The following is a 23,255-nucleotide window of genomic DNA, read 5'->3' as shown; positions in this document are numbered from 1 at the left end:
CATGGACGAAACCTTGAGCGTACACATCGAGGGCATCGGCTGGTGGTCGCCGCAATGGCCCGATTGGGCCAGCGCCGAACGCCATCTGCGCGGCGAGATCGAGACGGCGCCGGCCAACGCGACCAAGCCCACCGCCGCCATCTTGGCGCCGGGCGAGCGCCGCCGCGCCCCGGACCTGGTCCTGCTCGCCTGCGAAGTCGCCGCGCAAGCCTGCGCCGCGGCCGAACGTGCGCCGGCCGAACTGCCGTGCGTGTTCGCCTCGATGCACGGCGACGTCGGTACCGCCGACGCGATCTGCGCCACGCTCGCGCGCGCGCCGCACGAAGTCTCGCCGACGCGCTTCCACAATTCCGTGCACAACGCATCGGCCGGCTACTGGACCGTCGCCACCGGCTGCCGCGAAGCGTCGACCGCGCTCGCCGCCGGAGCGGGCAGCTTCGCCGCCGGCTTGCTCGAGGCGGCGCTGGAGGCCTGCGCCGAAGGCCGGCCGGTGCTGTTCGCCGCCTACGAAGTCGGCGCCAGCGGACCCTTGGCCGAAGTGGTGCACGCGCAGACGACGCTCGGCGCGGCCTTCGTATTGAACGCCGAGCGCGACGACGCGCGCACGCGCTCGACGCTACGTCTGCGCTGCGAAGCCTCGCCGACGCCGACCGACTCGGATGCGCCGGCCGTCGCGCTCGCGCTGCCGCTGCTGCGCACCCTCGCGCGCAAGCAGACGGCCACGCTGCGCCTGCCGGCTGGCGCGGCGAATTCGCTGCTTGTCGAGGTATGTCCATGAGCGCCACCGACGCCGCGCGCATCGCCGTGGTGATTCCCGCGCTGAACGAAGAGCGCGCGATCCGCGAAGTGGTGCAATCGGTACTCGCGATCTGCCCGCACGTGATCCTGATCGACGACGGCTCCACCGACGCCACCCTCGAACGCGTGGCCGATCTGCCGATCACCGTGATCCGTCATGCGCGACCGCTCGGCAAGGGCCAGGGCCTGCGCGACGGTTTCCGCAAGGCGCGCGAACTCGGTTTCGACGCGGTCGTCGCGATGGACGGCGACGGCCAGCACCTGGCCGCCGACATTCCGCGCCTGCTCGCTGCCGCGCAGCGCTACCCCGAGCACATCGTGGTCGGCGCGCGCCTGCGCAATCGCGAGCATCAGCCCAAAGCGCGCCGGCGCGCCAACGCGGTCGCCGACTGGGGCATTTCCTGGGGCTGCGGCATCCCGGTCGCCGACACCCAGAGCGGCCAGCGCTACTACCCGCTCGGCGCGCTCGAACTGGCCGATCTCGAAGCCGACGATTTCGTGTTCGAAGCCGCGCTGCTGATCGCCGCGGCGCGCGAGAAGAAGCTCGGCATCGTCTCGGTGCCGATCGAGTCGCGCTACCAGGGCGAATTCCGCGGCAGCCATTTCCGCCCGGTGCGCGACGTCACCCGCATCACGCTGTACACGGTCGGCCGCGTGATCCACTACGGCCACGTCGTCGACAGCTATCGCCGCTCGCACGCGACGCCGCCGCTGGTGATCGACCCGCCGCTGAGCTAGGCGCGCCGGCTATCGCCGCCGGCGCCGCGGGCACGTCCCTGTGCCGGTCGTCCGATCGATCAATGATCGAGTGCCGCGCGCGCCGCGATCGCGGTGTCGGGGTTGTCGCTGAAAGCGCCGTCGAGACCGAGGCCGAAGAACAGCGCGTATTCGTCGAACGCCTTGCCGTACAGGGTCGGGTAGACCGGATTGGCGGCGTCGCCGGCGCGAAAATCGAGCGGCAGGAAGGTGTTCTCGTTGCGGAAGGTCCAGGCGTGCACGAGCAAGCGCGCCGCATGCGCGTCGGCGATCAGCGTGGTCGGTGCGAGCAGTGCGCCGGACGCATCGCGCGGTACGATCAGGTTCTTGTTGACGCCGACGCCGCTGGCATAGCGGCCGACTTCGCGCAGGCCGGCCGGCGTGACGAGGTCGGCGTAGCTGCGCGGATCGCCGCTGACGACGAAGTCGTACGGTTTGCCGCTGGCGTCGATCAGCTGAATCAGCGGCAAGCGCGTCATCCGGCTGAGGTCGCGCAAATTGCCCACCTCGAACGACTGGATGAACACCGGCGACTGCGCGCTGCGATAGCCGGCCGCGTGCAGCGTGCGCACCAGCGGCGTCTCCAGGCCGAGGCCGATGCTGCGGAAATAGCTCGGATGCTTGGTTTCCGGATACAGGCCGATCGTGCGGCGCAAGCTGCGCTGCTTCGCCTTCACCAGCGCGATGACTTCAGTAAGAGTCGGGATCTCGTAGCGGCCGTCGTACAGCGTGTTGCGCTGGCGCACATCCGGCAAACGCTCGCGTGCGCGCAGCGTCTTCAGCTCGGCCAGGGTGAAGTCTTCGGTGAACCAGCCGGTGACGGCGTTGCCGTCGATCGTCTTGGTGCTGCGGCGTGCGGCGAATTCGGGATGGTCGGCGACGTCGGTGGTGCCGCCGATCTCGTTCTCGTGGCGCGCGACGAGAACGCCGTCGCGCGTGGAGACGATGTCCGGCTCGACGAAGTCGGCGCCGAGATCGATCGCCAGCTCGTAGGAAGCCAGCGTGTGTTCGGGCCGATAGCCGCTGGCGCCGCGATGGCCGATGACGAGCGGCTCATTGCGGATCGGACGGCTGCTCAAGTCCTCCGCGCCATCGGCAGCATGGACCGTGAGGCTAGACACGGCGGCGAAACCGATCGCGAGCAGGATGGAAAACGTGCGCATGGCGAACTCCCCGCGCGGTGCGTCGTTCGCGCCGCGCATGATGTTGCCCCCTTCGCGATCGACTTTGCCGCGCGCGCATGAAACATCCGTGACCGTGGCGTTGCTCGAGTGTGCCGTGCATCACGCCATGCCGCCGTTGACGCCGATGATCTGACCGTTGACGTAGGCGGCCGCGTCCGAACACAAGAAGCGCACCAGCGCGGCGACTTCTTCCGGCGTGCCGGCACGGCCGGCCGGCACCAGCGCCTTGATCTCCGCTTCGCCGAACGCAGCAGCGCTCATGCGGCCGGCGACGATGCCGGGCGCGACCACGTTGACGGTGATGCCGCGCGACGCCATCTCGCGCGCCAGCGATTTCGCCGCGCCGTGTAGCGCCGACTTCGCCGCCGCATAGTTGGTTTGACCGCGATTGCCGAGCACGGCCGCGACCGACGACACGCAGACGATGCGCCCCCAGCGCAAACGCGCCATCGGCAGCAGCAAGGGCTGGGTCACGTGAAAGAAACCGTGCAGCGACACGTCGATCACGCGTCGCCATTGCTCCTCGCGCATGCCGGCCAGCGGCGCGTCGTCGTGGATGCCGGCGTTGTGCACCAGCAGCGGGATCGGTCCGCTTTCGAGCAGCGCATCGAGCGCCGCGCGCGTCGCCGCGCCGTCGACCAGATCGAAGCTCAGCGCCTGCGCCGCACCACCGGCAGCGCGAATCGCCGCAACGACCGCCTCGGCGCGCGCCAGCTGCGAGTTGGCGTGCACCAGTACTTCGTAGCCGTCGGCGGCCAGCGCTTGCGCGATCGCGCCGCCGATGTCGCCGCTGCCGCCGGTGACCAGGGCGCGCCGCGTGGGAGTCTGCATGTCTGTCGTCCTTACGTTTTCGGTCCTTACGTTTTCGGTCCTTCCGCTGCGGCTCAATCGAGGTGCCGCTTGAGCCAGTCCACCACCGTCGCCACCGCAACACGTTCGACGCCGAGTGGCCGCACGATCCAGTACGCCTGCGGCAGCGCTACCTCGCGCGCGCCGAACGGCCGCAGCAACGTGCCGGCCGCGATCTCTTCGATCGCCAGGCGCAAGCGCGCGAGCGCGACGCCTTGTCCCTGCACGGCCGCGCGCAGCACCAGGTCGGACGAAGCGTAGCGCGGCCCGCGCTGCAGCGGCAGGCGCTGCGGGCCGAAGGCTTCGCGCCAGCGCTCCCAGCCGGTCTGCGGGTCGCGATCGTGCAGCAGCGGCAGGTCCTGCAGCCGCGCCGGATCGCGCGGACTGCCGTGTCCCTTCCACAGCGCCGGGCTCAACAGCGGCGCCAGCGCATCGTCCATCAAGGGCTCGCAGCGCAAGCCGGGCCACGGGCCTGCGCCCATGCGAAGAGCCAGATCGATCTCGCCCTGCGTGAAATCGTCGAGGCGCTGGCCGACCAGCACCGAAACTTCTATGCGCGGATGCGCGCGCGCCAGCGCCGGCAGCCGCGGCAGCAGCCAACGCGCGGCCAGCGACGGCGTGGTCGAGATCGTCACCGCGAACGGCGAACGCGTCTCACGCACGGCCGCGCTGGCGGCCTCGATCTCGCGCAAGGACGCCAGCACCTTGTCGCCGAGCGCACGCGCCTGCGGCGTCGGCTGCCAGCCGCGGCGCACGCCGGGCTCGAACAGGGCGACGCCGAGCCAGCGCGACAGTTCGTCCAGATGCCGGCTGACCGAGGAATGCGCGACGCCGAGTTCGCGTGCGGCGGCGCGCACGCCGCCGTGCGCCTGCGCCAGCGCGAACGCGCGCAGCGCGTTGAGCGGAAGCTCCTTCATGGTCTGGATATTAGACCGATCGGTGCCGGCACGCACCGTCTTCGGCGCAGAAAATGCGCTCACATCGACCGCTATGAAACAGCAACGGTCCATTCCTAGACCACCCAGCCATCGAGAAATCCATGCATCCCATCGTCGCCATTGCCGCCACCCTGGTCGTCGCCGCGATCACACCGGGACCGAACAACTTCATCGTCATGCGCGCCGCGAGCGAGCGCCTGCGCGACGCCGTGCCTGCGATCGGCGCGATCCTGCTCGGCAGCCTGCTGGTGCTGGCGATCGCCGGTGCCGGCCTCGGCACGCTGCTCACGAGCGTGCCGGCACTGCGCGACGCGGTGACGTTGATCGGCGCGCTCTATCTCGCCTGGCTCGGCCTCCGGCTCGTGCTGCCGCGCGACGGCGAGAGCACTTCCGACGCTTTGCCGCAGCGCTGGCCGGCGCTGGTCGCGTTCCAGCTGGCCAATCCGAAAGGCTGGGTCATGATGCTGACCCTCGTCGCCGCGTTGCCGGACGACTCCCCTCTGCACTGGCTGCGGTTGGTACCGCTGGTGCTCGCGATTCCCGCGATTTGTTTATTGGTGTGGGCTGCCGGCGGCCGTCTGCTCGGCCGCTTGCTGCGCAACGAGACCGCGCGCCGCCGCCTCGATCGCGGCTTCGGCCTGGCGCTGATGATCAGCGCCTACGCCCTGCTGCCGTTTTGATCTTTCTCAGGAGAAGCTCATGTCCCCTCGTTCGCCGCTGCGCATCGCCGCGATTCCCGGCAGTCTGCGTCGCCAAGGTCACAACCGCCGTTTGCTCGAACACGCCGCACGCATCGCGCCGGCGAGCTTGCGCATCGAACTGCTCGATCTGCGCGAAGTACCGCTGTTCGACGAAGATCTCGAACGCGACCATCCCGAAGGCCCTGCCGGTGTCCGTGCGCTGCGCGCTGCGGTGGAGCGCGCCGATGGGCTCCTGATCGCGACCCCCGAATACAACCAGTCGATTCCCGGTGTGCTGAAGAATGCGATCGACTGGCTGTCGCGGCCCGCTCCGACCGAAGTGCTGGCCGGCAAGCCGGCGGCGATCCTCGGTGCCAGCAGCGGCCGCTGGGGCACGCGCTTGGCGCAAGCGGCTTTGCGTCAGACGCTGGCGGCGTGCGAATCCAACGTACTGCCCGCGCCGATGCTGTTCGTACGCGATGCCGCGCAAGCATTCGATGCACGAGGCGTCCTGACCGATGCGGCGAGCGAAACTTCGTTGCGCCGATTGCTCGATGCCTTCGAACATTGGATCGATGCGCTGCGCGTCGATACTCGATCGGCCGCCTGATCGGTGAAACTCGCGATCGGGACGTGACACCACGCCCCGATCGCCACATCTTCCTTCAGCTCGACGCCCGTGCGGCGCCATGCGCTTCCTTCAAGGCCTGTGCGCATTCCTCGCAACACACCTCGACCGTCTTGCCTGCGATCTCGACCTTGATCGAGCCGGCATCCAACTCGCAGTCGCAGGCGGCACACGTTTTTGCGGTCATGATTCTCACTCCTGATGGACCCGGAAACCGGGTGTGGATAGGAAACCTTTTCCACGCCGCCGCCGCTGTCAAAATCTTTAGCGACGCGCTCAGCCACGGACGCGGAACAACGGCTGCGCCGCACGCCACGGCGAGGGATCGAAGCGGAATCCGTGCCACGGACCGAAGCTGCGGCCGCTGCGGCGCTGGGTGCCATTGCATGTCCGCGCCTCGCGCGCATTGCGACGGCCGTCGTGAGTCGCACAAGTCTTCTCGTTCACCTTCTCTCTCCACATGCGCCCGCAGATCGGGCATGCACAGGAGACCATGCAGGTGGCAGTCGCCGCTGTCGGAAACTTTAGCGAGTTGCGTTCAGCGCGGACGCACGGCGCGTTGGAACTCCACTGGGGTGCGGCCGTAGGCCTGGCGGAACGCGGAACTGAAATGACTGTGGCTGGAAAAACCGAGATCGACGCTCAGCCGCGTCAAGTCGTCGTACTCGTCGAGCAGGTCGAGCGCGCGCGCGAGCCGCAAGCGCAGTTGATAACGGTACAACGGCATCGCCTCGACCTGGCGAAAGACCTGGGTGAGATAGACCGGCGATACCCCCACTTCGGCGGCGATCTCGGCCAAGGTCCAACGCCGCGCCAGATCCGAACTCAGCACCAGCTTGGCGCGATCGACCAGCTTCTGCCGACCGCTGCTGGCAGCGGCTGCGTGCGAGGTGCGCTCGCCGACCGCGCGGCGCAACAGAGTCAAGGCCAGGATTTCCGCTTCCAGCGTTTCCGCCACGCCGCGCTCGAGGCTGTGACGCAGCAGCGCGACCAAGGCTTGCGCGCGCGGATCGATGCGCAAACGCTGCCGCCGGAACGCGAGCGTGCCGCCTTCGCGCAAGCGGCCGGCCGGCATGAGTTCGCGCAGCCACGGTTCTTCCAGCGCGAGCGCCAGGCACGCATCGCCGCCGGCGAGCGGATGGCTGACGGAAAAGCCTTCGTCCTGGTTGAAGAACAGCACCTGGTTCGCCTCGGCGACGGCGTCGTCGCTACCGAGATGGCGCACGTAGACGCCGCGATACGGAAACACCAGGTGCGTTTGGCTGGAGCATTCTTCGGCGCTGCGATGACGGCAATGACCGCTGCAGACGACGTCGCGGATCGCGAGCGTAGGCGTCTTCAGCAGCGTCCGGACCGACAGTTCCGACACGAGCGCGTCCACCGCGGCAGCAAGAGCGAGGCACGATACTCCGATCGCGCACGGCGCGTCGCGCTCAGAAGCGCAGACCGAGCGAAATCCGCGTCTGATCCACGTGCGTGAAGTTGACCGCCTGCTCGCGCGCGAGCTTGCAGAAGAGCTGGCCGTAGTCGTACTCGAGCGAGAGGCCGCCGCCGTGCACCATCACGCCGTCGTCGGCGCGGCCGCGCTTGTAAGAAGCGTCGACGGTCAGACGCGAGCGCTCGCCCAGATGCAGCTTCAGCAGCGCGTGCGTGTTCTGCTGTCCGGTGTGCAGACGATCGTCGCGCACCTGGTACAGCGAGATCTCGCCATGGGGCAGCAAGGTGCTCGAGCCGACGCCGAAGGTGATCGCATCGTTCGGATCGAAGTTGAGGTTGTAGTAAGGGCGCAGATTGGTGCGGCCGATGCCGATGATGACGTAGTGGTCGCCGCCGACGTTCGCTTGCACCGAACCGCCGAGAAAGCCGCGCGTGGCAGCCTGTGCCGACAAGGACAGGTTGACCCAGCCGAAGTCGGGGTCGTACTCGTAGCCCGCGCGCGTCTGGCGGAAGTCGCGCTGGTCCCGATATTGGCCGAGCCAGGCTTTCTGATCGCCAAAGTCCGCGCGCAGGTTCAGATCCCAGGCGTCGTCGCCGTCGCTGTCGGCGTACCAAGACGGCGTCAACTTGAAACGCGTGTCGTCCGTCGTCGCGGCCGCGCAGGCCGGCGCCGACAGCGCAGCGAAGAGCAAGCCGATTCCGATCCGAAAGAACGCCATGGCGCCATCCTAAACCAGTGCCGCGCGAGGTTCGCGACCGGCTGTGATTTTTTGCACGCTCGCGCGAATCATGGTTCCGTATCGGAGAGCGGGAGCGGCGAGGTGGAAGGCGTGCTGATCGGAAAACCGCGCGGCCTGTTGCGCGAGCGCTGCCAGCAACTGCTGGAAAGCCATCGCGGCATCGTGTTCAAGGTCGCCAACACTTACGGCCGGCGCGTCGAGGATCGCGAGGACCTGGTGCAGGAGATCTGCGCACAGGCGTGGCAGGCGTTTCCTTCCTGGGATGCGGCGCGGCCGTTCTCGACCTGGCTGTACCGCGTCGCGCTGAACGTCGCGATCTCCTACGTCCGCCGTCACGCGCGCCGTACCACGCTGACGCTCGAGGAGCTGGACGCCGAGCCGTCGGTCGACCTCGACCCACAACGCGAGAGCGACGACGGCATCCGCGCCCTGCACCGCTGCATCGCCGCGCTCGATCCGCTCGATCGCGCCCTGCTCCTGCTCTATCTCGACGAGCGGCCGCTGCGCGAAATCGCCGATGTGCTGGGCCTGGGTGAGAGCAATGTCGCGACCAAGATCGGCCGCCTGAAGAATCGTATCCGCCAACAACTCGGTGAATGAGATGAACCCTGCGATGGAACTCGACGACCTCAAGCACGCCTGGCAAACCCTCGACCGCCGCCTGCAGCAGCAGAACGCGCTCGGCTTCGAGCTGCTCAAGACGCAGCGCCTGGACACGATGCGCCGCGGCCTGCGCCCGCTCGTGCTGGGGCAGGCGCTCGGCATGCTGATCGGCGCGGTCGCGATGTTCTGGCTGCTGCCGCTGTGGACCACGCCGGCGTCGACGCACGATCTGTGGGTGAAGGTCTGCGGCGTTCTTCTGCACGCCTACTGCATCGGCCTGATCGTGCTCGGCGGAATCATGCAGGGGCTGATCGCGGGCGTGAATTACTCGGCGCCGGTACTGGCGATTCAGCAGAAGCTGCTCAAGCTGCGCCGCACCTATCTCATCGGCGGCATGCTGCTCGGATTGCCGTGGTGGTTTCTGACCGCACCGCTCTTGGTCGTGCTGACGCGCGGCGCGATTCTCGACCGCGCACCGTCGGTGATCTGGGGCCAGCTCGCGATCGGTGTGGTCGGCCTGGTCGGAACGTGGGTGTTCCACCGCTGGGCGCATCAGCCGCGCCGCGCCGCCTTCGGGCGCCGGCTCGACGACAACGCCGCCGGCGGCGGCATCCGACGCGCGCAAGCCGCGCTCGACGAACTCGCCCGCTTCGAACGCGAATGATGCGCAGCGGGCGGCCTTGCGCCGCCCGCCGCGCGGTGGCTACCAGACTTTTACGCGCTGCTCCGGCGCGAGATAGAGCGACTGGCCGGGCTTGACCTCGAAGGCGCCGTACCAAGCATCGAGGTTGCGCACCGTCTGCACGCGATAGCGCCCCGGCGCATGCACATTGGTCAAGAGCATGTTGCGCAGAGCCGGCTCGCGCGCCTTGCCGCGCCAAGCCTGCGCCCATCCGAGGAAGAAGCGCTGGTCCGGCGTGAAGCCGTCGAGCTTGCCCGACGCAACGCCCGACGGCGCCGCGTGATACGCGTCGTAGGCGGCGGCGAGGCCGGCGACGTCGGCGATGTTCTCGCCCAGCGTCAGCTCGCCGTTGACGGCGAGATCGGGAAACGGTTTGTAGGCGCTGAACTGCGCGGCGAGCGCCTTGCCGGTGGCCTCGAAGTGCGCGAAGTCTTCCGGCGTCCACCAGTTCGCGAGCTTGCCGCTCTCGTCGAACAAGGCGCCGCTGTTGTCGAAGCTGTGGCTGATCTCGTGACCGATGGTGGCGCCGATGGAACCGTAGTTGAGCGCATCGTCGGCGGCGCGATCGAAGAACGGCGGCTGCAAGGTCGCGGCCGGAAAGATCAGGCGATTCTCGATCGGTACGTTCAGCGCATTGACCTCCTGCGGCAGCAGGAACCATTCGCCCTTGTCGATCGGCCGGCCGAGCTTGGCCAGATTGCGGCGATACTCGAACAGGCTCGCGCGCTGCGCGTTGCCGAGCGCGTCGTCGCGACGCACCTCCAGCGCGCTGTAGTCACGCCAGGTCTCCGGATAACCCACGCCGACGCGCAGCCCGGCCAGCTTCGCCTTGGCGCGCGCCTTGGTCTGCGGCGCCATCCACTCCAGCGCGTCGACGCGACGGCCGAACGCGGCCACGACGTTGTTCACCATCGCCTCGATGTGCGCCTTGGTCTCGGCCGGGAAATGCCGCTCGACGTAGACCTTGCCGACCGCTTCGCCGAGCGCTTGGTTGGTTTCCGCCACCGCGCGCTTCCAGCGCTCGCGTTGCTGCGGCGTGCCGTTCAACGCGGTGCCGTGAAACGCGAAGTGCGCATCGGCGAATGCTTTCGGAAGGTACGGTGCGGCGCGGTCGAGCGCGTGGAAGGCGAGATATTCTTTCCAGCTCGCCAGCGGCCGCTGGCCGACCAGGGCCGCGATGCCGGACACCGCCTTCGGCTGCCACACGATGAAGGCCGCTTGTTCTTTCAGTCCGGCGGCGTCGAGAAAGGCCGCCCAATCGAGCCCCGGCGCGCGACGCGCGAAATCGGCCGCGGCCCATTCGTTGGCGCCCTTGCGCACGTCGTTGGTCTCGACCTGGCTGGCGTGCACGCGCGCAATCGCGGTTTCCAGCGCGAGAATGCGCCGCGCCTTGGCGGCGCCATCGGCAACGCCGGCCAACTCGAACAGCTGGGCGATGTAGGCTGCGTACTGCGTGCGCAGCTCGGCCATGCGGCCGCCTTCGAGATAGAAATCGCGATCGGGCAGGCCGAGACCACCCTGCACGAGATAGGGCGCGTACGCATCGGGTCGGCGCAGGTTCGGCGTCACCCACAAGCCGAACAAGTGATCGGTGTAGTAGTTGGTCGCGTTGAGCAGATCGACGTCGGCGCGCAGCGAAGCGCCGAGCGTCCGTGCGAGCGCCTGCTTGTTCTTGATCGCGCCGATCGCCGCAAGCTCGTCCCTCACCGGTGCGACGCCCTTCGCCTCGATGCCGGCTTCGTCCAGAAAAGCCGCGTAGTAGTCGCCGATCTTGCTTGCGCCGCCGGCCGAAGCGGCCTCGTCGAGAATCGCGCGCGTGTCTTGCAACGCCTGCTCGGCGAGCACGGTGAAGCTGTTGTAGCTGGAACGGTCGGCCGGAATTTCGGTGCGCTCGACCCAGCCGCCGTCGGCGTACTCGAAGAAATCGTCGCCCGGCGCGACCTTGCGGTTCATCCCGGTGAGGTCGAAGCCGAAACTGCCGAGCTGAGGCTTGGCCGCCGTTGCCGCCGGCGCCACCGAATCGGCCGGCGGCGCCGGCGGGCGCGTGGAGTGCGCACAGGCGCCGAGCACGGCGGCGAGCGCAACGGACAGCGTGGCGGAACGAAGCAGCGGAGAAGACATCGGCAATGCCCCAGACATGAAGAAGCGTGCAGCGTAGCGCGCACGGCGCATGCAACGCATGCTGCGCTTGCGCGATGGCTCGGCTATCTATCCCCGCTGGTGTCGCGTGAGGCGAGCCGTGCGCCGAGCCGTCTTCTAGCCGGATGCAAGCGATGCAGCGCGCATCACCGCCGCGCGCCCGCTGGCCAGCGTCACACCAGCATGCTCGACGCGAAACCCGTACTGCCAACTGCCGCCGCCGTCGAGCAGGCGCTCCACGTGCACGTCGAGCGGATCGGGCAGATCGTCGATGCGCGCGGCGTGCAACTCGACCTCGCGCAGCGACACCAGATAACCCGGTTCGGCCGTCTCGCCGGCGGCGCGCGCGCGCAGGCCGCCGTGCACGGCCATCGCCTGCGCGCCGTACTCGCACAAATGCAGCGCGCGCAGGCGGCCGTCGCTGCGCAGCGGATGGTCGGCGGCGCGATGCGAGGCGCTGCGCGCGTGCAGGCCTTTGGCATCCCAGCTGACCACCTCGTCGAGCAGGCACATCGCGCCGGCGTGCGGGATCAAAGCGGCCCATTCGGACTTGGGCAGTGGCGATGCGGGGCGGACTTCGGTCGGCATGGCGGGCAGCGCAGACAGCAGCGCCGATTATGCGGCCGGGCGAACCTGCGGGTAACCTAACCGCATGGCGACATCGCTCTTTCGATTCGGCGCGTTCCGGCTCGACCCCCACGCGCGTGAATTGTTCGAGAGCGGGCAACGCATCGACCTGCCGCTCAGCACGATCGACTGCCTGATCCATCTGATCCGTCATCGCGACCGCCCGGTCGGACGCGACGAACTCGCGGCCGCGGTGTGGGGCCGCGTCGACGTCAGCGAGGTGTCGCTCAGCCACGCGATCATGCGCCTGCGCCGTGCGCTCGGCGACGACGGCAATGCGCAACGCTACATCCGCACGGTGCCGCGGCTCGGCTATCGCTGGGTGATGGCGCTGGATGCGCATGAAGACGAGCCGGCCGCGACGGCGGCCGCCGAACCGACCGATCACGCCGCGCCCGCACCAGCGACGCGGCCGCCGCTAGGTCGCCGCCGCTACGCGGTAGCGCTGGCACTCCTCGCCGCTCTCGCGCTGATCGCCCTCGCGACGTGGCGGCTGCGCCCGCCGCCGGTGCCGCTCGCCGAAGTACCGCCGTTGTCGGCCCTGGTGCTGCCGGTGACGATCGAGGCCGGCGAGGAATCGGCCTGGCTGCGCCTGGGCCTGATGGACCTGCTCGCCACGCAATTGCGCCGCGGCGGCCTGGCGACGACGCCGAGCGAAACCGTGGTCGCGCTGCTGAAGGGACGCGGCGCCGACGACGCGCCCGACGCGCTGCCGGCCGCTTGGCGCGTGCGCGCCACCGCCGAGCTGGCGCACGAGGTGTGGACCGTGCGCCTGCGTGCCGCCGGCACGGCACGCAGTTTCGAGGTCGTCACGCATGCCGACGATGCGCTGCAAGCCGCGCGCGCGGCGGCCGATGAACTCCTGATCAAACTCGGCCACACACCGCCGCCGGACGAGCGCGGCGTCGCCACCACCTTGCGCCAGCGCGTCAACGCGGCCGTGCTGAGCGGCCAGCTCGACATCGCCCGGCAGGTGATCGAACAGGCGCCGCCGGCCTTACAAGCGAGCCCGGAAATCGCGCTGGCGCGGGCGCGCGTCGCGCTGTTCTCGGGCGACCACGACGGCTGCCGCGAGCAGGCACAGCGCCTGCTCGAACGGCTGCCGGCCGACGCGCCGCCCGGCCTGCGCGCTCGCACGCTCAACACGCTGGCCGCGGCGGCCATGCGCCAGGGCCGCTTCGACGCGGCCGAACCCGCCTTCGCCGAGGCGGCGCGCCTGCCGGTCGATGCCGAGCCCGAGGTGCTCGCGACCGCTCATATGGGTCTGGCCAATGTCGCCGCCGAGCGCCTGCAGCTGGAACGTGCGGCGGCCGACTACGGCCGCGCCCGCACCTTGTACGAGCTCGGCAACGATCCGTTCGGGGTCGCCACCGTCGACCTCAATCTCGCCATCAACGCGATGCAGCGCGGGCAGCCGGCGACCGCGCTGCCCCTGCTGCTGGACGTGCGCAGCCGCTTGCAGCGTTACGCCGCGGCCGACGCGCTGGCGGCGACCGAGATCGTCCTGGTCGAAGCGCAGCTCGCCCTGCTCGACCACGCCGACGCGCTCGCCAGCAGCGAGCATTTCGCAGCGGCCGCGGCCGCCACCGGCAATCCGCGCCAGCGCTGGCAATACACCTTCGCGCGCGCCGCTGCGCTGTTCGGCGTCGGCCGCCTGAGCGAGGCAGATGCTTTGCTCGCCGGCTTGCGCGACGGCAGCGATGCGCGCGCCGACGCGCTCGCGCGCGCGCTCGGCGACTCGCTGTCGGCGCAAATCGCGTTGGCACGCGGCGACACGGCCAGGGCGGCCGAACTCGCGGCCGCCGCGCTGACGCCCGATCTGGAGGCGCGCAATCGCGAGCAATACGCCCAAGCGAGACTGGTGCGCGTGCGGGCGCTGCAACAAGGCGGCGATCTGACCGCCGCCGCGAGCGAGCTCGCGCAGCTGCGGCAGTGGAATGCGGCGGCGGCGGTGCCCGATGCCGGCACCGCGGTGCTGCTGGCGCTGGCCGAGGCCGAGCAAGCCGCGGCCGCCGGCGAACGCGAGGACGCGCTGCGCCGCTACGCCGACGCGATGGCGCGCGCGACCGCGCGCGGCATTCCCGAGGAGATGGTCCGCGTCGGCCTGCCTTACGTGCGCGAGCTGATCGCCGCCGGGCGCAGCGACGAGGCCGCCTCGGTCAACGGCCGTATCGCGCCGTGGGCCGAACGCGACATGCGCGCCGCCTGGAGCGAAGCCCTGGTCTACAGCGCGCTCGGCCGCGACGCCGCGGCGGCCGCCGCGATCGAGCGTGCGCGCCGGCTGGCCGGCGAGCGCAGCGTGCGCGACGTCGTCGCGACGCGCCGCTGAACCGCCGCGACAAGTCCGCACAACGCCCGATACACGCTTTTTACATGCGCACCGACGCGCGTTCGCCGACTTTCGGCGTTCCGCGAGCGGCCCGCTCCCGTCCGAGACCGACCATGAATCCTGCCCTGACCCGCCTCCTGCCGCGCCGGCTGACGGCCGCCCTCGCCATCGCCCTGTGGGCCGGCAGCGCCTATGCCGGCACCCCGACCTATCACCTCAGTGTGCTGACGGTGCCGGGCGGCAGTTCGATCCAAGCGGTCGACATCAACGACGCCGGCCAGATCGTCGGCAGCTACCTCGACGCCGATTTCAACGGCCGCTCGGTGGTGTGGGACGCCGCCGGTGTCGCCCACCCGCTCGGCGTGCTGGGCACCGGCGACATCTATGCCTCGGCGATCAACAATCATGGCCAGATCGTCGGTTCGTTCTTCGACTACGTGAACCCGGTCGTCGGCGTGCTGTGGGACGCGGCGACGCCGGATCAGGTCAGCCGCCTGAGCGACGATGCCAGCGTCAACATCGCGCCGGCCGACATCAACGACGCCGGCGTGGTCGTCGGCGGCTTCGGCTTGCCGGCGCACAGCCGTGCCTTCGTCTGGACCGCCGCGGGCGGCCTGGTCGACTACGGCGTCGAGGACGAAACGGTGGAATTCCAGCAGGCGCAATGGCTGGCGGTGAACGCCTCCGGCCGCTTGGTCGGCCTGTGGAACGTGCACTCCTCGACCATCCACGCGATCGGCGGCCAGGTCGGCACGCCGGCGGTCCTCTCGCTCGGCGCGATGAGCGAAGAGTTCCCGAGCGTCGCCGCCGCGATCAACACCGGCGGCACCGTGGTCGGCCTCGGGCTGGCCGTCGCGGCGCCCGAGCTGGTGCCGGTCGTGTTCGCCGCGGACGGTTCGTTCAGCGAGATCGCCGGCGCCACGCTCGACCAGGAAAACGGCTGCGCCTCGGCGATCAACGACGCCGGCGTCATCGTCGGCAGCGCCGGCATCGGCACCGCCAGCGGCTGCGCGCCGGGGCAGAAGATTTGGGTCTGGCGCGACGGCACGGTGCAGGATCTGTACGAAGCCGTCGACGATCCGGGTCCGCTGGTGCGCTTCCAAAGCGCCTCGGCGATCAACGCCAGCGGCGTCATCGTCGGCAGCGGCCGCGATGCCGACGGCGGCGTGGTCAGCTTCGTGCTGACGCCGCTGCCGACCGATGCGCTGTTCGCCGACGGCTTCGACGGCTAGTCCGCCGCTCGGCGCGCCGAACGCGCCATCAGGATCGACAGGCAGAAGTGAAAACCGACGCCGAGCGCGACGGTGAGGCCGATCGCGCGCAGCACCGGCAAGGACGAGAACGCTTGCACGCCGAACACCAGCAGAGCCGACAGCACGCAGACCAAGGTCGCGTGCAAGGTGCGGCGCGCCTCGGCCGCATCGGCGACCGGGCGTTCGAAGAACAGGGCGTAGTGCAGGCCGAGGCCGGCGGCGAGAGTCAGCGCGACCAGATGGAACAGCGACAGCGAAAGACCGGCCGCGCGCTCGACCACGAACACCAGCACGGTCGCCAGCGACATCGGCGCCAGCACGTGCCAGGCACGTGCCAGGCTGCGCAAGGCGACGATCACGGTCAACGCGAGCAAGACCAGCGCCAGCGCCAGTGCTTGCAGGATGCGTTCGCGGTAGGCGATCACCAGCGATTCCGAGGCGGCTTTCAGATCGAGCAGCCGCGCGCGTCCTTGCGTCGACTCGGCGAACGCGGCCAGCGCGCCGGCGTCGTGCACGCCGGACAAGGTGGCGAGGCCGAGCCAGCCGTCCTCGCGCGGCAGCAGCATCGAGGCGAGCCGCGCGCCGAACGGGGATGCGGCGAACGTCTCGGCCGCCAGCGGCGGCAGCGTGCGCGCGCGTTCGACGTCGGCGAGGAAGGGCGCGAACAGGTCGGCGCGAAACGGCAGCTCCTGCTGCGCCTGCGCCACCGCCGCGGCCAGCGCATCGCTCGGTGGCAGCTTCGCTTGCCGAGCGCGTTGCGTCGCCGCGCTCGGCAGATAGCGGCTCGGCAGCTCGGCCGCGTCCAGCGCCCCGCGCTGCGCCAGCGCGGCGAGTTCGGGTTCGAGCGATTCCGACAGCGCGAGCACGCCGTCGGCGCTGGGCGCGTGCAGGACGAGCAGATAGCGCACGTCGGGTGCGCCGAGTTCGCCGCGCAGCTCGATGTCGCGCTGCAGGAGATCGGCCGGCAGCGGCGTCAGCGCGGCCAGATCGTTCTGCCACAGCGGCCCGGGCGCGCGCCACAGCACCAATAGACCTGCGATCAACAACGCCCACGGCAGCCAGCGCGGGCGCGGCAGGCGGTCGAGCCAGCGCGTCGCCCGCGCCAGCGCGGGTGAGTCGGCGACGTCACGCACGCGCAACGGCAACACGCGCGGCAACAGATACCGCGTGGACAGGCCGGCGACCACGAGACCGGCGATCGTGAATACGGCCAGCTGCTGCAAGCCGGTCACGCCGGAGGCGAAAAACGCGAGATAGGCGATCGCGGCGGAGACGATCGCAGTCGCCAGCAACGGCCACAACGCACGTGCGCTGACCAGCGCGTCTTCGCCGGCGCGGCGATGGCTGAGCAGGCGGATCGGATATTCCTGCGCGACGCCGAGCAAGGTGAAGCCGAACGCGAGCGTGATGCCGTGCGCGTGGCCGAAGCCGAATGCGAGCGCGGCGACGCCGGCGAGTCCTCCGCTCAGCACCGGCAGCGCAGCGAGCAGCAGCGCGACCAGACTGCGATAGGCGAACAAGAGCAGCAGCACGAAACCGACCGTGCTGATCGCGCCGAGGCGATCGGCTTCCGCGCGCGTCTGTGCGTTGATCGACACAGTGAAGTAACCCGGACCGCTGATGGTCAAGCGCGCCGCGCCGCGTTCGGGCAAGGCGGCGAATGCGGCGCGCAGCGCGTCGATGGCGGCGCCTTGCGCGGCCGGATCGAAACCGGCGCCGCGCGTCTGCGCCAGCAAGAGCGCAGCGCCTGCGGACGAAAACCAGACGCCATCACGCAGCGCCGGCGCTTTCGGCGGCGACCAGCGCTCGGCCAAGGCCAGAATTTCCAAGGTCGGATCGCGCGGTAGCAGCGGTTTCAACAAAGCTGCGGCCGGCGAGCCGAGTTCCTCGACGCGTTGCTGCAACTGTTCGCCGAGAAAGGCGGCGTCGAAGGTCTGCGTGTCCAGCGTCGGCGCTAGCAGATAGCGGTACGGCAAGAGCGCGTCGTCGAGCGCGGACGGATCGAACGCGCCGTTGAACGCTTGCTCGAACTGCACGGTGTCCTTGCGCAACGCGCCGACCAGCCCGCGGCTCAGCTCGGCCAACTGCGCAACCGGCGCGCCTTCGATCGCGAGCAGCAAGAGGCGCGAACCCGGTCCTTCGCCGATCTGCTCGAGCAGGAGTTTCTGCTCCGGCGTCTGCGGCGGCGGCATGAAGCTGCGCAGATCGGTGCTGATGCGCAAATGGCTGATCGCGAAGAAGGCCAGCAGCGCCAGTGCGAGCAGCCAGATCGCCAGCAGGATCGGGCGCGCCAGACCGCGGCGCTCCGCGCCGGTGTGGTTCACGGCTTGGACGCGCCGCGGCAGAGCGCGTCGAGTTCCGCCTTCGCCGGGCGCGTCGTCAGCTTCGTCGCGGCCAGCGCATCGACCAACAGGAAGACCAGGTCGTCATCGCCTTCATGGGTGCGGAAACAGCGCGGTGTGCTGTCGCTGCCGTCGACCTCGATCGCGCGCACGCGGCGCGCGAGACGTTCGTCGCGCGGCTTCAGCCGCAGCTGCCAATGCGCTGCGTCGCCGCTGACGCTCAAGCTGAAATCACGCTGCAGCGCCGCCGCGTCGCCGCCGAGCAGGGCCGAAAAGCCGCGCAGGAAGCCTTCGAGTTCCGGCGCCTGGCCGAGCGAGAAAGTGCGCGGCGCGCGCTCGCCGCGGCGCACCGTCGCGCTGCCGTCGGCGATCGTGGTCTGCTCGCGATACGGCTCGTCGACGCGACGGCCGAGACGGCCGGGACCCAAGTATTCCAGTTCGCCGCGCAGGATCAGCGGACGCTCGAGCAAGCCCGAATAGCGCACTTCGGCATACGGCGTGCGCGCCGGCGGCGTGCGCGCGAGGCGGCCGACGATCGCCGTGGCGTCGAGCGACGGATCAGGCGGCGCGGTGGGCGGCGCGCTCGCTGCCGCCGTCGTCGCGGCGAGCAGAGCGAGACTCGCGCAGACCTTCGAGATTCCAGAAATCATGCCAGTTGAACCAGTTGTAGGGATCCTGCCGCACGTAGTGTTCCAGCCGCGCGGCATAGCGCTGCGCGATCGCGCGCAGCTGCGCTTCGCGTCCCTGGCGCGGCAGTTCGAGCAGGTCGGCGAAGGCTTCGAAATGCAGATCGTAGCGGTTGCCGCCGCGATACAAGCCCAAGCAAAACACGACCGGCACTTTGAGCAAGGCGCCGAGCAGGAACGGCGCCACCGGAAACGCGGCCGGCGCGCCCATGAAATCGACCACCACGGTCGCTTCGTGTTCGCGCGCGCGATCGGCCAGCAAGGTCACCAGCGCGCCGGACTGCACCGCCTCGTGCATCGCCAGCACGATCTCGTTGCTCGGCCGCGACGCGTCGATCACGTTGCGCGCGAGTTCGGGATTGAGCGCGTGCAGCAGCTCGGTCTGCGCCGGCGTCTTCTGCGTGTCGAGCACCACACAGACGCGCGGCGCCTCGGGCCGCTGCGCCAACGCGCGCAGCGCCTCGAAGCTGCCGACGTGCGCGCCGAGCAGGAGCATGCCGCGCTGCGGCTGCAGGCGCGAGATCAGGTGTTCGAGGCCGTCGATGCGCACATCGAACGCCTCGAAGCGGCCGGCGAGCAGGAAGATGCGGTCGAGCAAGGTGCCGCCGAACCGATGGATGTGGCGCAATACCTGCCAGATGCTCGCCGGGCGACCGAACGCGCGCGCGAGAAACGCGGCCGACGCGCGCCGCTCGTAAGACCGCCGGAAATAGAAGTACAGCGTGATCGGATACAGCACCGCGCGCGCGACGCCGCGCCCCAGATTCAGGGCGATCGCGCGGATCAGCCAGAGCGCGAAGCGGCCGCCGCCTTCTTTGCGCCGGCTCCAGTGTTCGTTCATGCCAGTGTCCCCTCGCCCGACAGTATCGTCGATCCGGCACGCTCGATGCGAAAGCGCACACGCGCGCCGTCGCGAGTCCAGTGCAGTTGCGCGTCCTGTTCGGGCAACAAGGGCGAGACGAACTTGATCACCGCGATGCGCGCGAAGGTGCCGGCACCGGCGCGTTCGAGCGCGGCGGCGATGGTATCGAGCAGGACTACGCCGGGGACCACCGGCGCGCCCGGGAAATGGCCGGGCAGGCACGGATGCTGCGCATCGATGCGAAAGGATTCGCGGCCCTCCGCCGACGCATTCATCGCTCGTCAGCGACGCGGTGCACCAGCGCCGGCCAACGCCGCGCCAGTTGCGCCAGAAACACGCCGAACGGCGCATGCGGCAGATGCGCGAGGTAGACGCGGCGGAACGCATACTCGGCGACGAGGAAGGCGAGCACCGACACGTAACTGCCGACGTGCAGATACCAGCGCCAAGCCGCACCCTCTATCGCGATCGGCGCGGACAGACCGAATGCGGCGAGCAGGCCGTCCGGTACGGCGCACAGGAGCAGCACACTCAGCGCCACAGCTTGCAGCCCGAACAGAACCGCCCAGGCCAGGGTCAGGTATCGCGCATAGGACGCGACGCGCGGCTGCGTCAGCCGCTCGCTGCCTTCCAGCACCTCGATGATGCGGGCGATCAAGGGCGCACGCGCGCCGAACAAGGTTTGCGCGAACAGCTGGCACAAGGCCGCATTGACGAAGATCGGCAAGAGATCGAGCGCGAGCAGACCGCGCCCGCGCGCGGCCAGCGCAACGACGCTCGCGCCGCCGAGCAGCCACAACCCCCACGCCACCACGCTGCGACTGCGCAAGCCCGACCACAAGAGCAGCGTGACCAGCACCAGCGCAGCGGCCGCTTCGAGCCAGACGTTGTCGCTCGCAAGTCCGGCCAGCAACAGCACGACGTAGGCGATCAGCGCGACGAGAAACCCGCGCGGGCGTCGCGCGCGCGGAGTCGAGGGCGTGGTCGGAACGATGCTGGACACGAACGGTGCGCGCGCGGCTGGTTTGGATCGCAATGAGCGTAGCACAGGGGTTTTTCGCGTCAGCCCGCGTGCAACGCGGCGTGCGCGCGTTCAGCCGGCGCCGCTCGATGCGCCGAAATCGACCTCGGCCGCCGGCCGCGTACCGCCGCTGCGGCCGGGCGTGCGGTGCCAATGCCAGTACTGGTTGGTGTGCGCGACGATCTGCGCCGCGGCGAGACGGTTCTCGCCCAGATCCATGTCGTCGGTGGTGTGCGCGTCGGCGATCAGGATCGCGTCGTAGCCACGCGCGATCGCGCCGTGCAGGGTCGAGCGGATGCAGAAATCGCTTTGCGCACCGGCAACCCAGAGGCGGCCGACACGCGCGGCGGCGAGCCGGAAATCGAGATCCGTGTCCTCGAAAGCGTCGCTGTAACGCTTGCGCACGACCGCTTCGCCGGCCGCCGGGACCAGCTCGTCGACGAGGCGCCAATCGTCGCTGCCGACCGCCAGCTCGGCGTCTTCGTGCTGCACCCACAACACCGGCACGCCGGCAGCGCGTGCGCGCTCGACCAGCGCGGCGATGACGGCGACGATGTCGTCGCGGCGGAACGCGCGCGCCACCACTGCGCGCTGCATGTCGATCACCAGCAAGGCTTCGAGCGGGCGGTTTGCGAATGCGCTCATCGCGTTGTCCGTTCGCCGACGCGAGCGCTGCGCTCAGCCGGCGGCGCGGTGCTGCTCGATATGCGCCGACAGCGCGCGCAGACTGCCGAAGATGCGCCGGTTGTCCGGATTGTCCGAACGCAGCTGGAAGCCGTAGCGCTTGGACACCGCCAGCGCGAGTTCGAGGGCGTCGATCGAATCGAGGCCGAGGTCGCTGCCGAACAAGGCAGCGTCCGGATCAATGTCGGCCGGCTTGACCCAGTCGATGTTCAGACTTTCGGTCAAAAGTTGCGCGAGTTCGTGTTCGGCCGGGGTCTGGGCGGAAGCGCTGGCTTGGGTGGACATCGTGGCGGCGGCGGGATGGCTGGCAGGAAGGAGGGGTTTGCAACGGCGCATCCTGCAGCGCTTTCACTGAACGGTCGCGCCGGTGCGCGATGCGACAACGCATCCCTGTACCCAAGCGGCCCTTCGGCCCGCTCAGACATCCGCCCAGTGTATCATCCGCGCCCCGCCGTGCGCTGCGCCACGTTCCGCATCTTTCCGCCTTGTCGATGTCCAAGCCGCTGACCGAACCCGCCTCGCTGCTGCCGCCTCTGCGGCTCGGCTACGAGACCCGCGCGGCCGCGAGCGTGCTGGCCGAGCCGGACGTGCTCGCCGTACTCGGCTTCGGCGCCGCCGAACTGCCCGACGATCCGCGTGTCCTGCGCGTCGGCTTGCAGCCGCTGCGTGCGGCGCCGCTGGAAGTCTGGCGCGGCGTCGCCCCGGTACGTCACGGCCGCGACGGCGCGCTGCGCTGGAGCAGCGACGGCGAGCACACCTTCTTCGCGCTCGAAGTCGAGGAAGCGGCACACGACGGCATCGTCGGCGCCGCTGCGTATGCGTATCGCACGCTGAGCGCGTTCGTCGCGGCGAGCCCGACCCCCGAACTCCTGCGTTTGTGGAACTACCTCGACGCGATCAACCTCGGCGACGGCGACGCCGAGCGCTATCGTCTTTTCTGCGACGGCCGCGCGCGCGGCATCGAAAGCGCAGCACCCGCGCGCTATCCGGCCGCGACCGCGATCGGCCGCCAGGACGGCGTGCGCGTGTTGCAGGTGTACGGCTTCGCCGCGCGCAGCGCCGGCGCTGCGATCGAGAATCCGCGCCAAGTCAGCGCCTGGCGTTATCCACGCCAGTACGGCCCGACCGCGCCGACCTTCGCACGCGGCATGCGCACGACCGCGACGCAACTCCTGATCTCCGGCACTGCGGCGGTGGTCGGCCACGCCTCGCGCCATCAGGACGATCTCGCCGCGCAGATCGAGGAAACGCTGGCCAATCTCGGCAGCCTGCTGCGGCAGGCCTCGATGCCCGAGCCGCGGCTCGGCGCCGGCAGTCTGCTCAAGGCGTATTTGCGCGACCCCGGTGACGCGACCGCAGTCGAAGCGGCGTTGCGCCAACACGTGCCCGACCTCGGCGGCCTGCTCTTGCTCGGCGGCGACATCTGCCGGCGCGAACTCCTGGTCGAGGTCGACGGCGTGCATCACGCCGCCGTGTGAGCGGCGGTCGGCCTCCGATGACGGGATGGTTCGGGCGCGCATCGATCCCGGCCGCGCTCGTCATCGGCGCTGCGCTGCTGACCGCCTGCGGTTCATCCGCACCGACGGATGCGACCGCTTCGAAAGCGAACGGCGACGCGCCGAGTCGCGCGCCCGAGCGGCTTGAAAATCCTTACGTCAACGACGCTGCCGCGATCGCTGAGGGGAAGGAGCTGTTCGTCGCCAAAGCCTGCGCCAGCTGCCACGGCCCGAACGCTGAAGGCGGTCTGTGTCCGCCGCTGAGCAACGATCGCTGGGTCTACGGCAGTGACGACACCACCTTGTTCAACCTGATCAAGCTCGGCAGCGTCGCGTTCCGCGCTCAAGGGCATGCGCGCAGCACGCGGGAAAAAGCGGTCGGCGACATGCCGCCGTTCGCCGCTGCGGTCAGCGACGAGGAAGCGTGGAAGCTGATCGCCTACGTGCGCTCGAAATACGCCGGCGATCCTTCCGCTCGGAACTGGTAATCCGGCACGATAGCGGTTCTGCCCTGCCCCGGA

26 protein-coding genes are annotated in these 23,255 nt (G+C 69.6%); 10 read left to right on the top strand and 16 right to left on the bottom strand.

Annotated elements, in window-relative coordinates; translation table 11 throughout:
• Window position 1 precedes the first annotated feature (1 nt).
• Window positions 2–778 (top strand): beta-ketoacyl synthase chain length factor, encoded by a 777-nt coding sequence (locus AC3QL3_RS01095; protein WP_492896402.1) that lies wholly within the window; start codon window positions 2–4, stop codon window positions 776–778.
• On the top strand, window positions 775–1,536 hold the full coding sequence (locus AC3QL3_RS01090) for a glycosyltransferase family 2 protein (RefSeq protein WP_492896401.1): 762 nt from the start codon (window positions 775–777) through the stop codon (window positions 1,534–1,536). The genes AC3QL3_RS01095 and AC3QL3_RS01090 overlap by 4 nt, the downstream gene beginning before the upstream one ends.
• Window positions 1,537–1,595: 59 nt before the next feature.
• On the opposite strand, the gene AC3QL3_RS01085 is transcribed toward AC3QL3_RS01090, so the two are convergent.
• The 3 genes from AC3QL3_RS01085 to AC3QL3_RS01075 all read right to left on the bottom strand — a co-directional run bounded on the left by AC3QL3_RS01085 (window position 1,596) and on the right by AC3QL3_RS01075 (window position 4,567).
• Window positions 1,596–2,717: a glycerophosphodiester phosphodiesterase gene (locus AC3QL3_RS01085; protein ID WP_492896399.1), complete on the bottom strand. Its 1,122-nt coding sequence runs from the start codon at window positions 2,715–2,717 to the stop codon at window positions 1,596–1,598.
• Window positions 2,718–2,837: 120 nt separating this feature from the next.
• Window positions 2,838–3,569: a 3-oxoacyl-ACP reductase FabG gene (gene fabG / locus AC3QL3_RS01080; RefSeq protein WP_492896398.1), complete on the bottom strand. Its 732-nt coding sequence runs from the start codon at window positions 3,567–3,569 to the stop codon at window positions 2,838–2,840.
• A gap of 53 nt (window positions 3,570–3,622) precedes the next feature.
• A complete protein-coding gene (locus AC3QL3_RS01075; RefSeq protein ID WP_492896397.1) occupies window positions 3,623–4,567 on the bottom strand; it encodes a LysR substrate-binding domain-containing protein in 945 nt (314 codons plus the stop codon).
• Window positions 4,568–4,626: 59 nt separating this feature from the next.
• On the opposite strand from AC3QL3_RS01075, the gene AC3QL3_RS01070 reads away from it, so the two are divergent.
• Both AC3QL3_RS01070 and AC3QL3_RS01065 read left to right on the top strand, forming a co-directional pair.
• A complete protein-coding gene (locus AC3QL3_RS01070) occupies window positions 4,627–5,205 on the top strand; it encodes a LysE family translocator (RefSeq protein ID WP_492896396.1) in 579 nt (192 codons plus the stop codon).
• Between the two features lie 19 nt (window positions 5,206–5,224).
• A complete protein-coding gene (locus AC3QL3_RS01065; RefSeq protein ID WP_492896395.1) occupies window positions 5,225–5,815 on the top strand; it encodes an NADPH-dependent FMN reductase in 591 nt (196 codons plus the stop codon).
• A 55-nt stretch (window positions 5,816–5,870) separates the two neighbouring features.
• Here the strand turns inward: AC3QL3_RS01065 and AC3QL3_RS01060 are convergent, their stop codons facing one another.
• The 4 genes from AC3QL3_RS01060 to AC3QL3_RS01045 all read right to left on the bottom strand — a co-directional run bounded on the left by AC3QL3_RS01060 (window position 5,871) and on the right by AC3QL3_RS01045 (window position 7,989).
• On the bottom strand, window positions 5,871–6,020 hold the full coding sequence (locus tag AC3QL3_RS01060) for a hypothetical protein (protein ID WP_492896394.1): 150 nt from the start codon (window positions 6,018–6,020) through the stop codon (window positions 5,871–5,873).
• A gap of 89 nt (window positions 6,021–6,109) precedes the next feature.
• The gene (locus AC3QL3_RS01055; RefSeq protein WP_492896393.1) at window positions 6,110–6,280 is read right to left on the bottom strand and encodes a hypothetical protein; all 171 of its coding nucleotides are present in this window, start codon (window positions 6,278–6,280) and stop codon (window positions 6,110–6,112) included.
• Window positions 6,281–6,371: 91 nt separating this feature from the next.
• Complete coding sequence (locus tag AC3QL3_RS01050) at window positions 6,372–7,202, bottom strand: helix-turn-helix transcriptional regulator (protein ID WP_492896392.1); 831 nt, start codon at window positions 7,200–7,202, stop codon at window positions 6,372–6,374.
• 64 nt (window positions 7,203–7,266) lie between these two features.
• The gene (locus AC3QL3_RS01045; protein ID WP_492896391.1) at window positions 7,267–7,989 is read right to left on the bottom strand and encodes a hypothetical protein; all 723 of its coding nucleotides are present in this window, start codon (window positions 7,987–7,989) and stop codon (window positions 7,267–7,269) included.
• A gap of 111 nt (window positions 7,990–8,100) precedes the next feature.
• On the opposite strand from AC3QL3_RS01045, the gene AC3QL3_RS01040 reads away from it, so the two are divergent.
• Complete coding sequence (locus tag AC3QL3_RS01040) at window positions 8,101–8,610, top strand: RNA polymerase sigma factor (protein WP_492896390.1); 510 nt, start codon at window positions 8,101–8,103, stop codon at window positions 8,608–8,610.
• Between the two features lies 1 nt (window position 8,611).
• Window positions 8,612–9,277, top strand: a complete 666-nt coding sequence (locus tag AC3QL3_RS01035) for a hypothetical protein (RefSeq protein ID WP_492896389.1) — start codon at window positions 8,612–8,614, stop codon at window positions 9,275–9,277.
• Between the two features lie 39 nt (window positions 9,278–9,316).
• Here AC3QL3_RS01035 and AC3QL3_RS01030 read toward each other — a convergent pair whose 3' ends face one another.
• Both AC3QL3_RS01030 and AC3QL3_RS01025 read right to left on the bottom strand, forming a co-directional pair.
• Window positions 9,317–11,416 carry a M13 family metallopeptidase gene (locus tag AC3QL3_RS01030; RefSeq protein ID WP_492896388.1) on the bottom strand — a complete coding sequence of 700 codons (2,100 nt, stop codon included), beginning with the start codon at window positions 11,414–11,416 and terminating at the stop codon, window positions 9,317–9,319.
• Between the two features lie 135 nt (window positions 11,417–11,551).
• A complete protein-coding gene (locus AC3QL3_RS01025) occupies window positions 11,552–12,022 on the bottom strand; it encodes a hotdog family protein (protein WP_492896386.1) in 471 nt (156 codons plus the stop codon).
• Between the two features lie 64 nt (window positions 12,023–12,086).
• Between AC3QL3_RS01025 and AC3QL3_RS01020 the strand changes: the two genes are divergently transcribed.
• Together AC3QL3_RS01020 and AC3QL3_RS01015 are read left to right on the top strand one after the other, a co-directional pair.
• Window positions 12,087–14,390: a winged helix-turn-helix domain-containing protein gene (locus tag AC3QL3_RS01020; protein WP_492896385.1), complete on the top strand. Its 2,304-nt coding sequence runs from the start codon at window positions 12,087–12,089 to the stop codon at window positions 14,388–14,390.
• A gap of 113 nt (window positions 14,391–14,503) precedes the next feature.
• A complete protein-coding gene (locus AC3QL3_RS01015) occupies window positions 14,504–15,622 on the top strand; it encodes a hypothetical protein (RefSeq protein ID WP_492896384.1) in 1,119 nt (372 codons plus the stop codon).
• On the opposite strand, the gene AC3QL3_RS01010 is transcribed toward AC3QL3_RS01015, so the two are convergent.
• The 7 genes from AC3QL3_RS01010 to AC3QL3_RS00980 all read right to left on the bottom strand — a co-directional run bounded on the left by AC3QL3_RS01010 (window position 15,619) and on the right by AC3QL3_RS00980 (window position 21,523).
• A complete protein-coding gene (locus AC3QL3_RS01010) occupies window positions 15,619–17,967 on the bottom strand; it encodes an MMPL family transporter (protein WP_492896383.1) in 2,349 nt (782 codons plus the stop codon). The two genes, AC3QL3_RS01015 and AC3QL3_RS01010, sit on opposite strands and share 4 nt — an antisense overlap.
• Window positions 17,964–18,635, bottom strand: coding sequence for a LolA-related protein (locus AC3QL3_RS01005; RefSeq protein WP_492896382.1), 672 nt, complete (start codon window positions 18,633–18,635; stop codon window positions 17,964–17,966). The genes AC3QL3_RS01010 and AC3QL3_RS01005 overlap by 4 nt, the downstream gene beginning before the upstream one ends.
• Window positions 18,544–19,512, bottom strand: a complete 969-nt coding sequence (locus AC3QL3_RS01000) for a lysophospholipid acyltransferase family protein (protein ID WP_492896381.1) — start codon at window positions 19,510–19,512, stop codon at window positions 18,544–18,546. The genes AC3QL3_RS01005 and AC3QL3_RS01000 overlap by 92 nt, the downstream gene beginning before the upstream one ends.
• Window positions 19,509–19,808 (bottom strand): ApeI family dehydratase, encoded by a 300-nt coding sequence (locus AC3QL3_RS00995; RefSeq protein ID WP_492896380.1) that lies wholly within the window; start codon window positions 19,806–19,808, stop codon window positions 19,509–19,511. The genes AC3QL3_RS01000 and AC3QL3_RS00995 overlap by 4 nt, the downstream gene beginning before the upstream one ends.
• The gene (locus AC3QL3_RS00990; RefSeq protein WP_492896379.1) at window positions 19,805–20,536 is read right to left on the bottom strand and encodes a COG4648 family protein; all 732 of its coding nucleotides are present in this window, start codon (window positions 20,534–20,536) and stop codon (window positions 19,805–19,807) included. Before AC3QL3_RS00990 ends, AC3QL3_RS00995 begins: the two co-directional genes overlap by 4 nt.
• A 90-nt stretch (window positions 20,537–20,626) precedes the next feature.
• Complete coding sequence (locus tag AC3QL3_RS00985; RefSeq protein WP_492896378.1) at window positions 20,627–21,199, bottom strand: isochorismatase family protein; 573 nt, start codon at window positions 21,197–21,199, stop codon at window positions 20,627–20,629.
• A 33-nt stretch (window positions 21,200–21,232) separates the two neighbouring features.
• Complete coding sequence (locus AC3QL3_RS00980) at window positions 21,233–21,523, bottom strand: phosphopantetheine-binding protein (RefSeq protein WP_492896377.1); 291 nt, start codon at window positions 21,521–21,523, stop codon at window positions 21,233–21,235.
• Window positions 21,524–21,729: 206 nt separating this feature from the next.
• Between AC3QL3_RS00980 and AC3QL3_RS00975 the strand changes: the two genes are divergently transcribed.
• Complete coding sequence (locus tag AC3QL3_RS00975) at window positions 21,730–22,716, top strand: chorismate transformation FkbO/Hyg5 family protein (protein WP_492896376.1); 987 nt, start codon at window positions 21,730–21,732, stop codon at window positions 22,714–22,716.
• A 17-nt stretch (window positions 22,717–22,733) separates the two neighbouring features.
• On the top strand, window positions 22,734–23,222 hold the full coding sequence (locus AC3QL3_RS00970) for a c-type cytochrome (RefSeq protein ID WP_492896375.1): 489 nt from the start codon (window positions 22,734–22,736) through the stop codon (window positions 23,220–23,222).
• Window positions 23,223–23,255: the final 33 nt, after the last annotated feature.

This window comes from Dokdonella sp. GW821-FHT11D02, assembly GCF_058808595.1.
The sequence above is the reverse complement of the archived record's forward strand: the minus strand, read 5'-3'. Positions and strand labels throughout refer to the sequence as shown.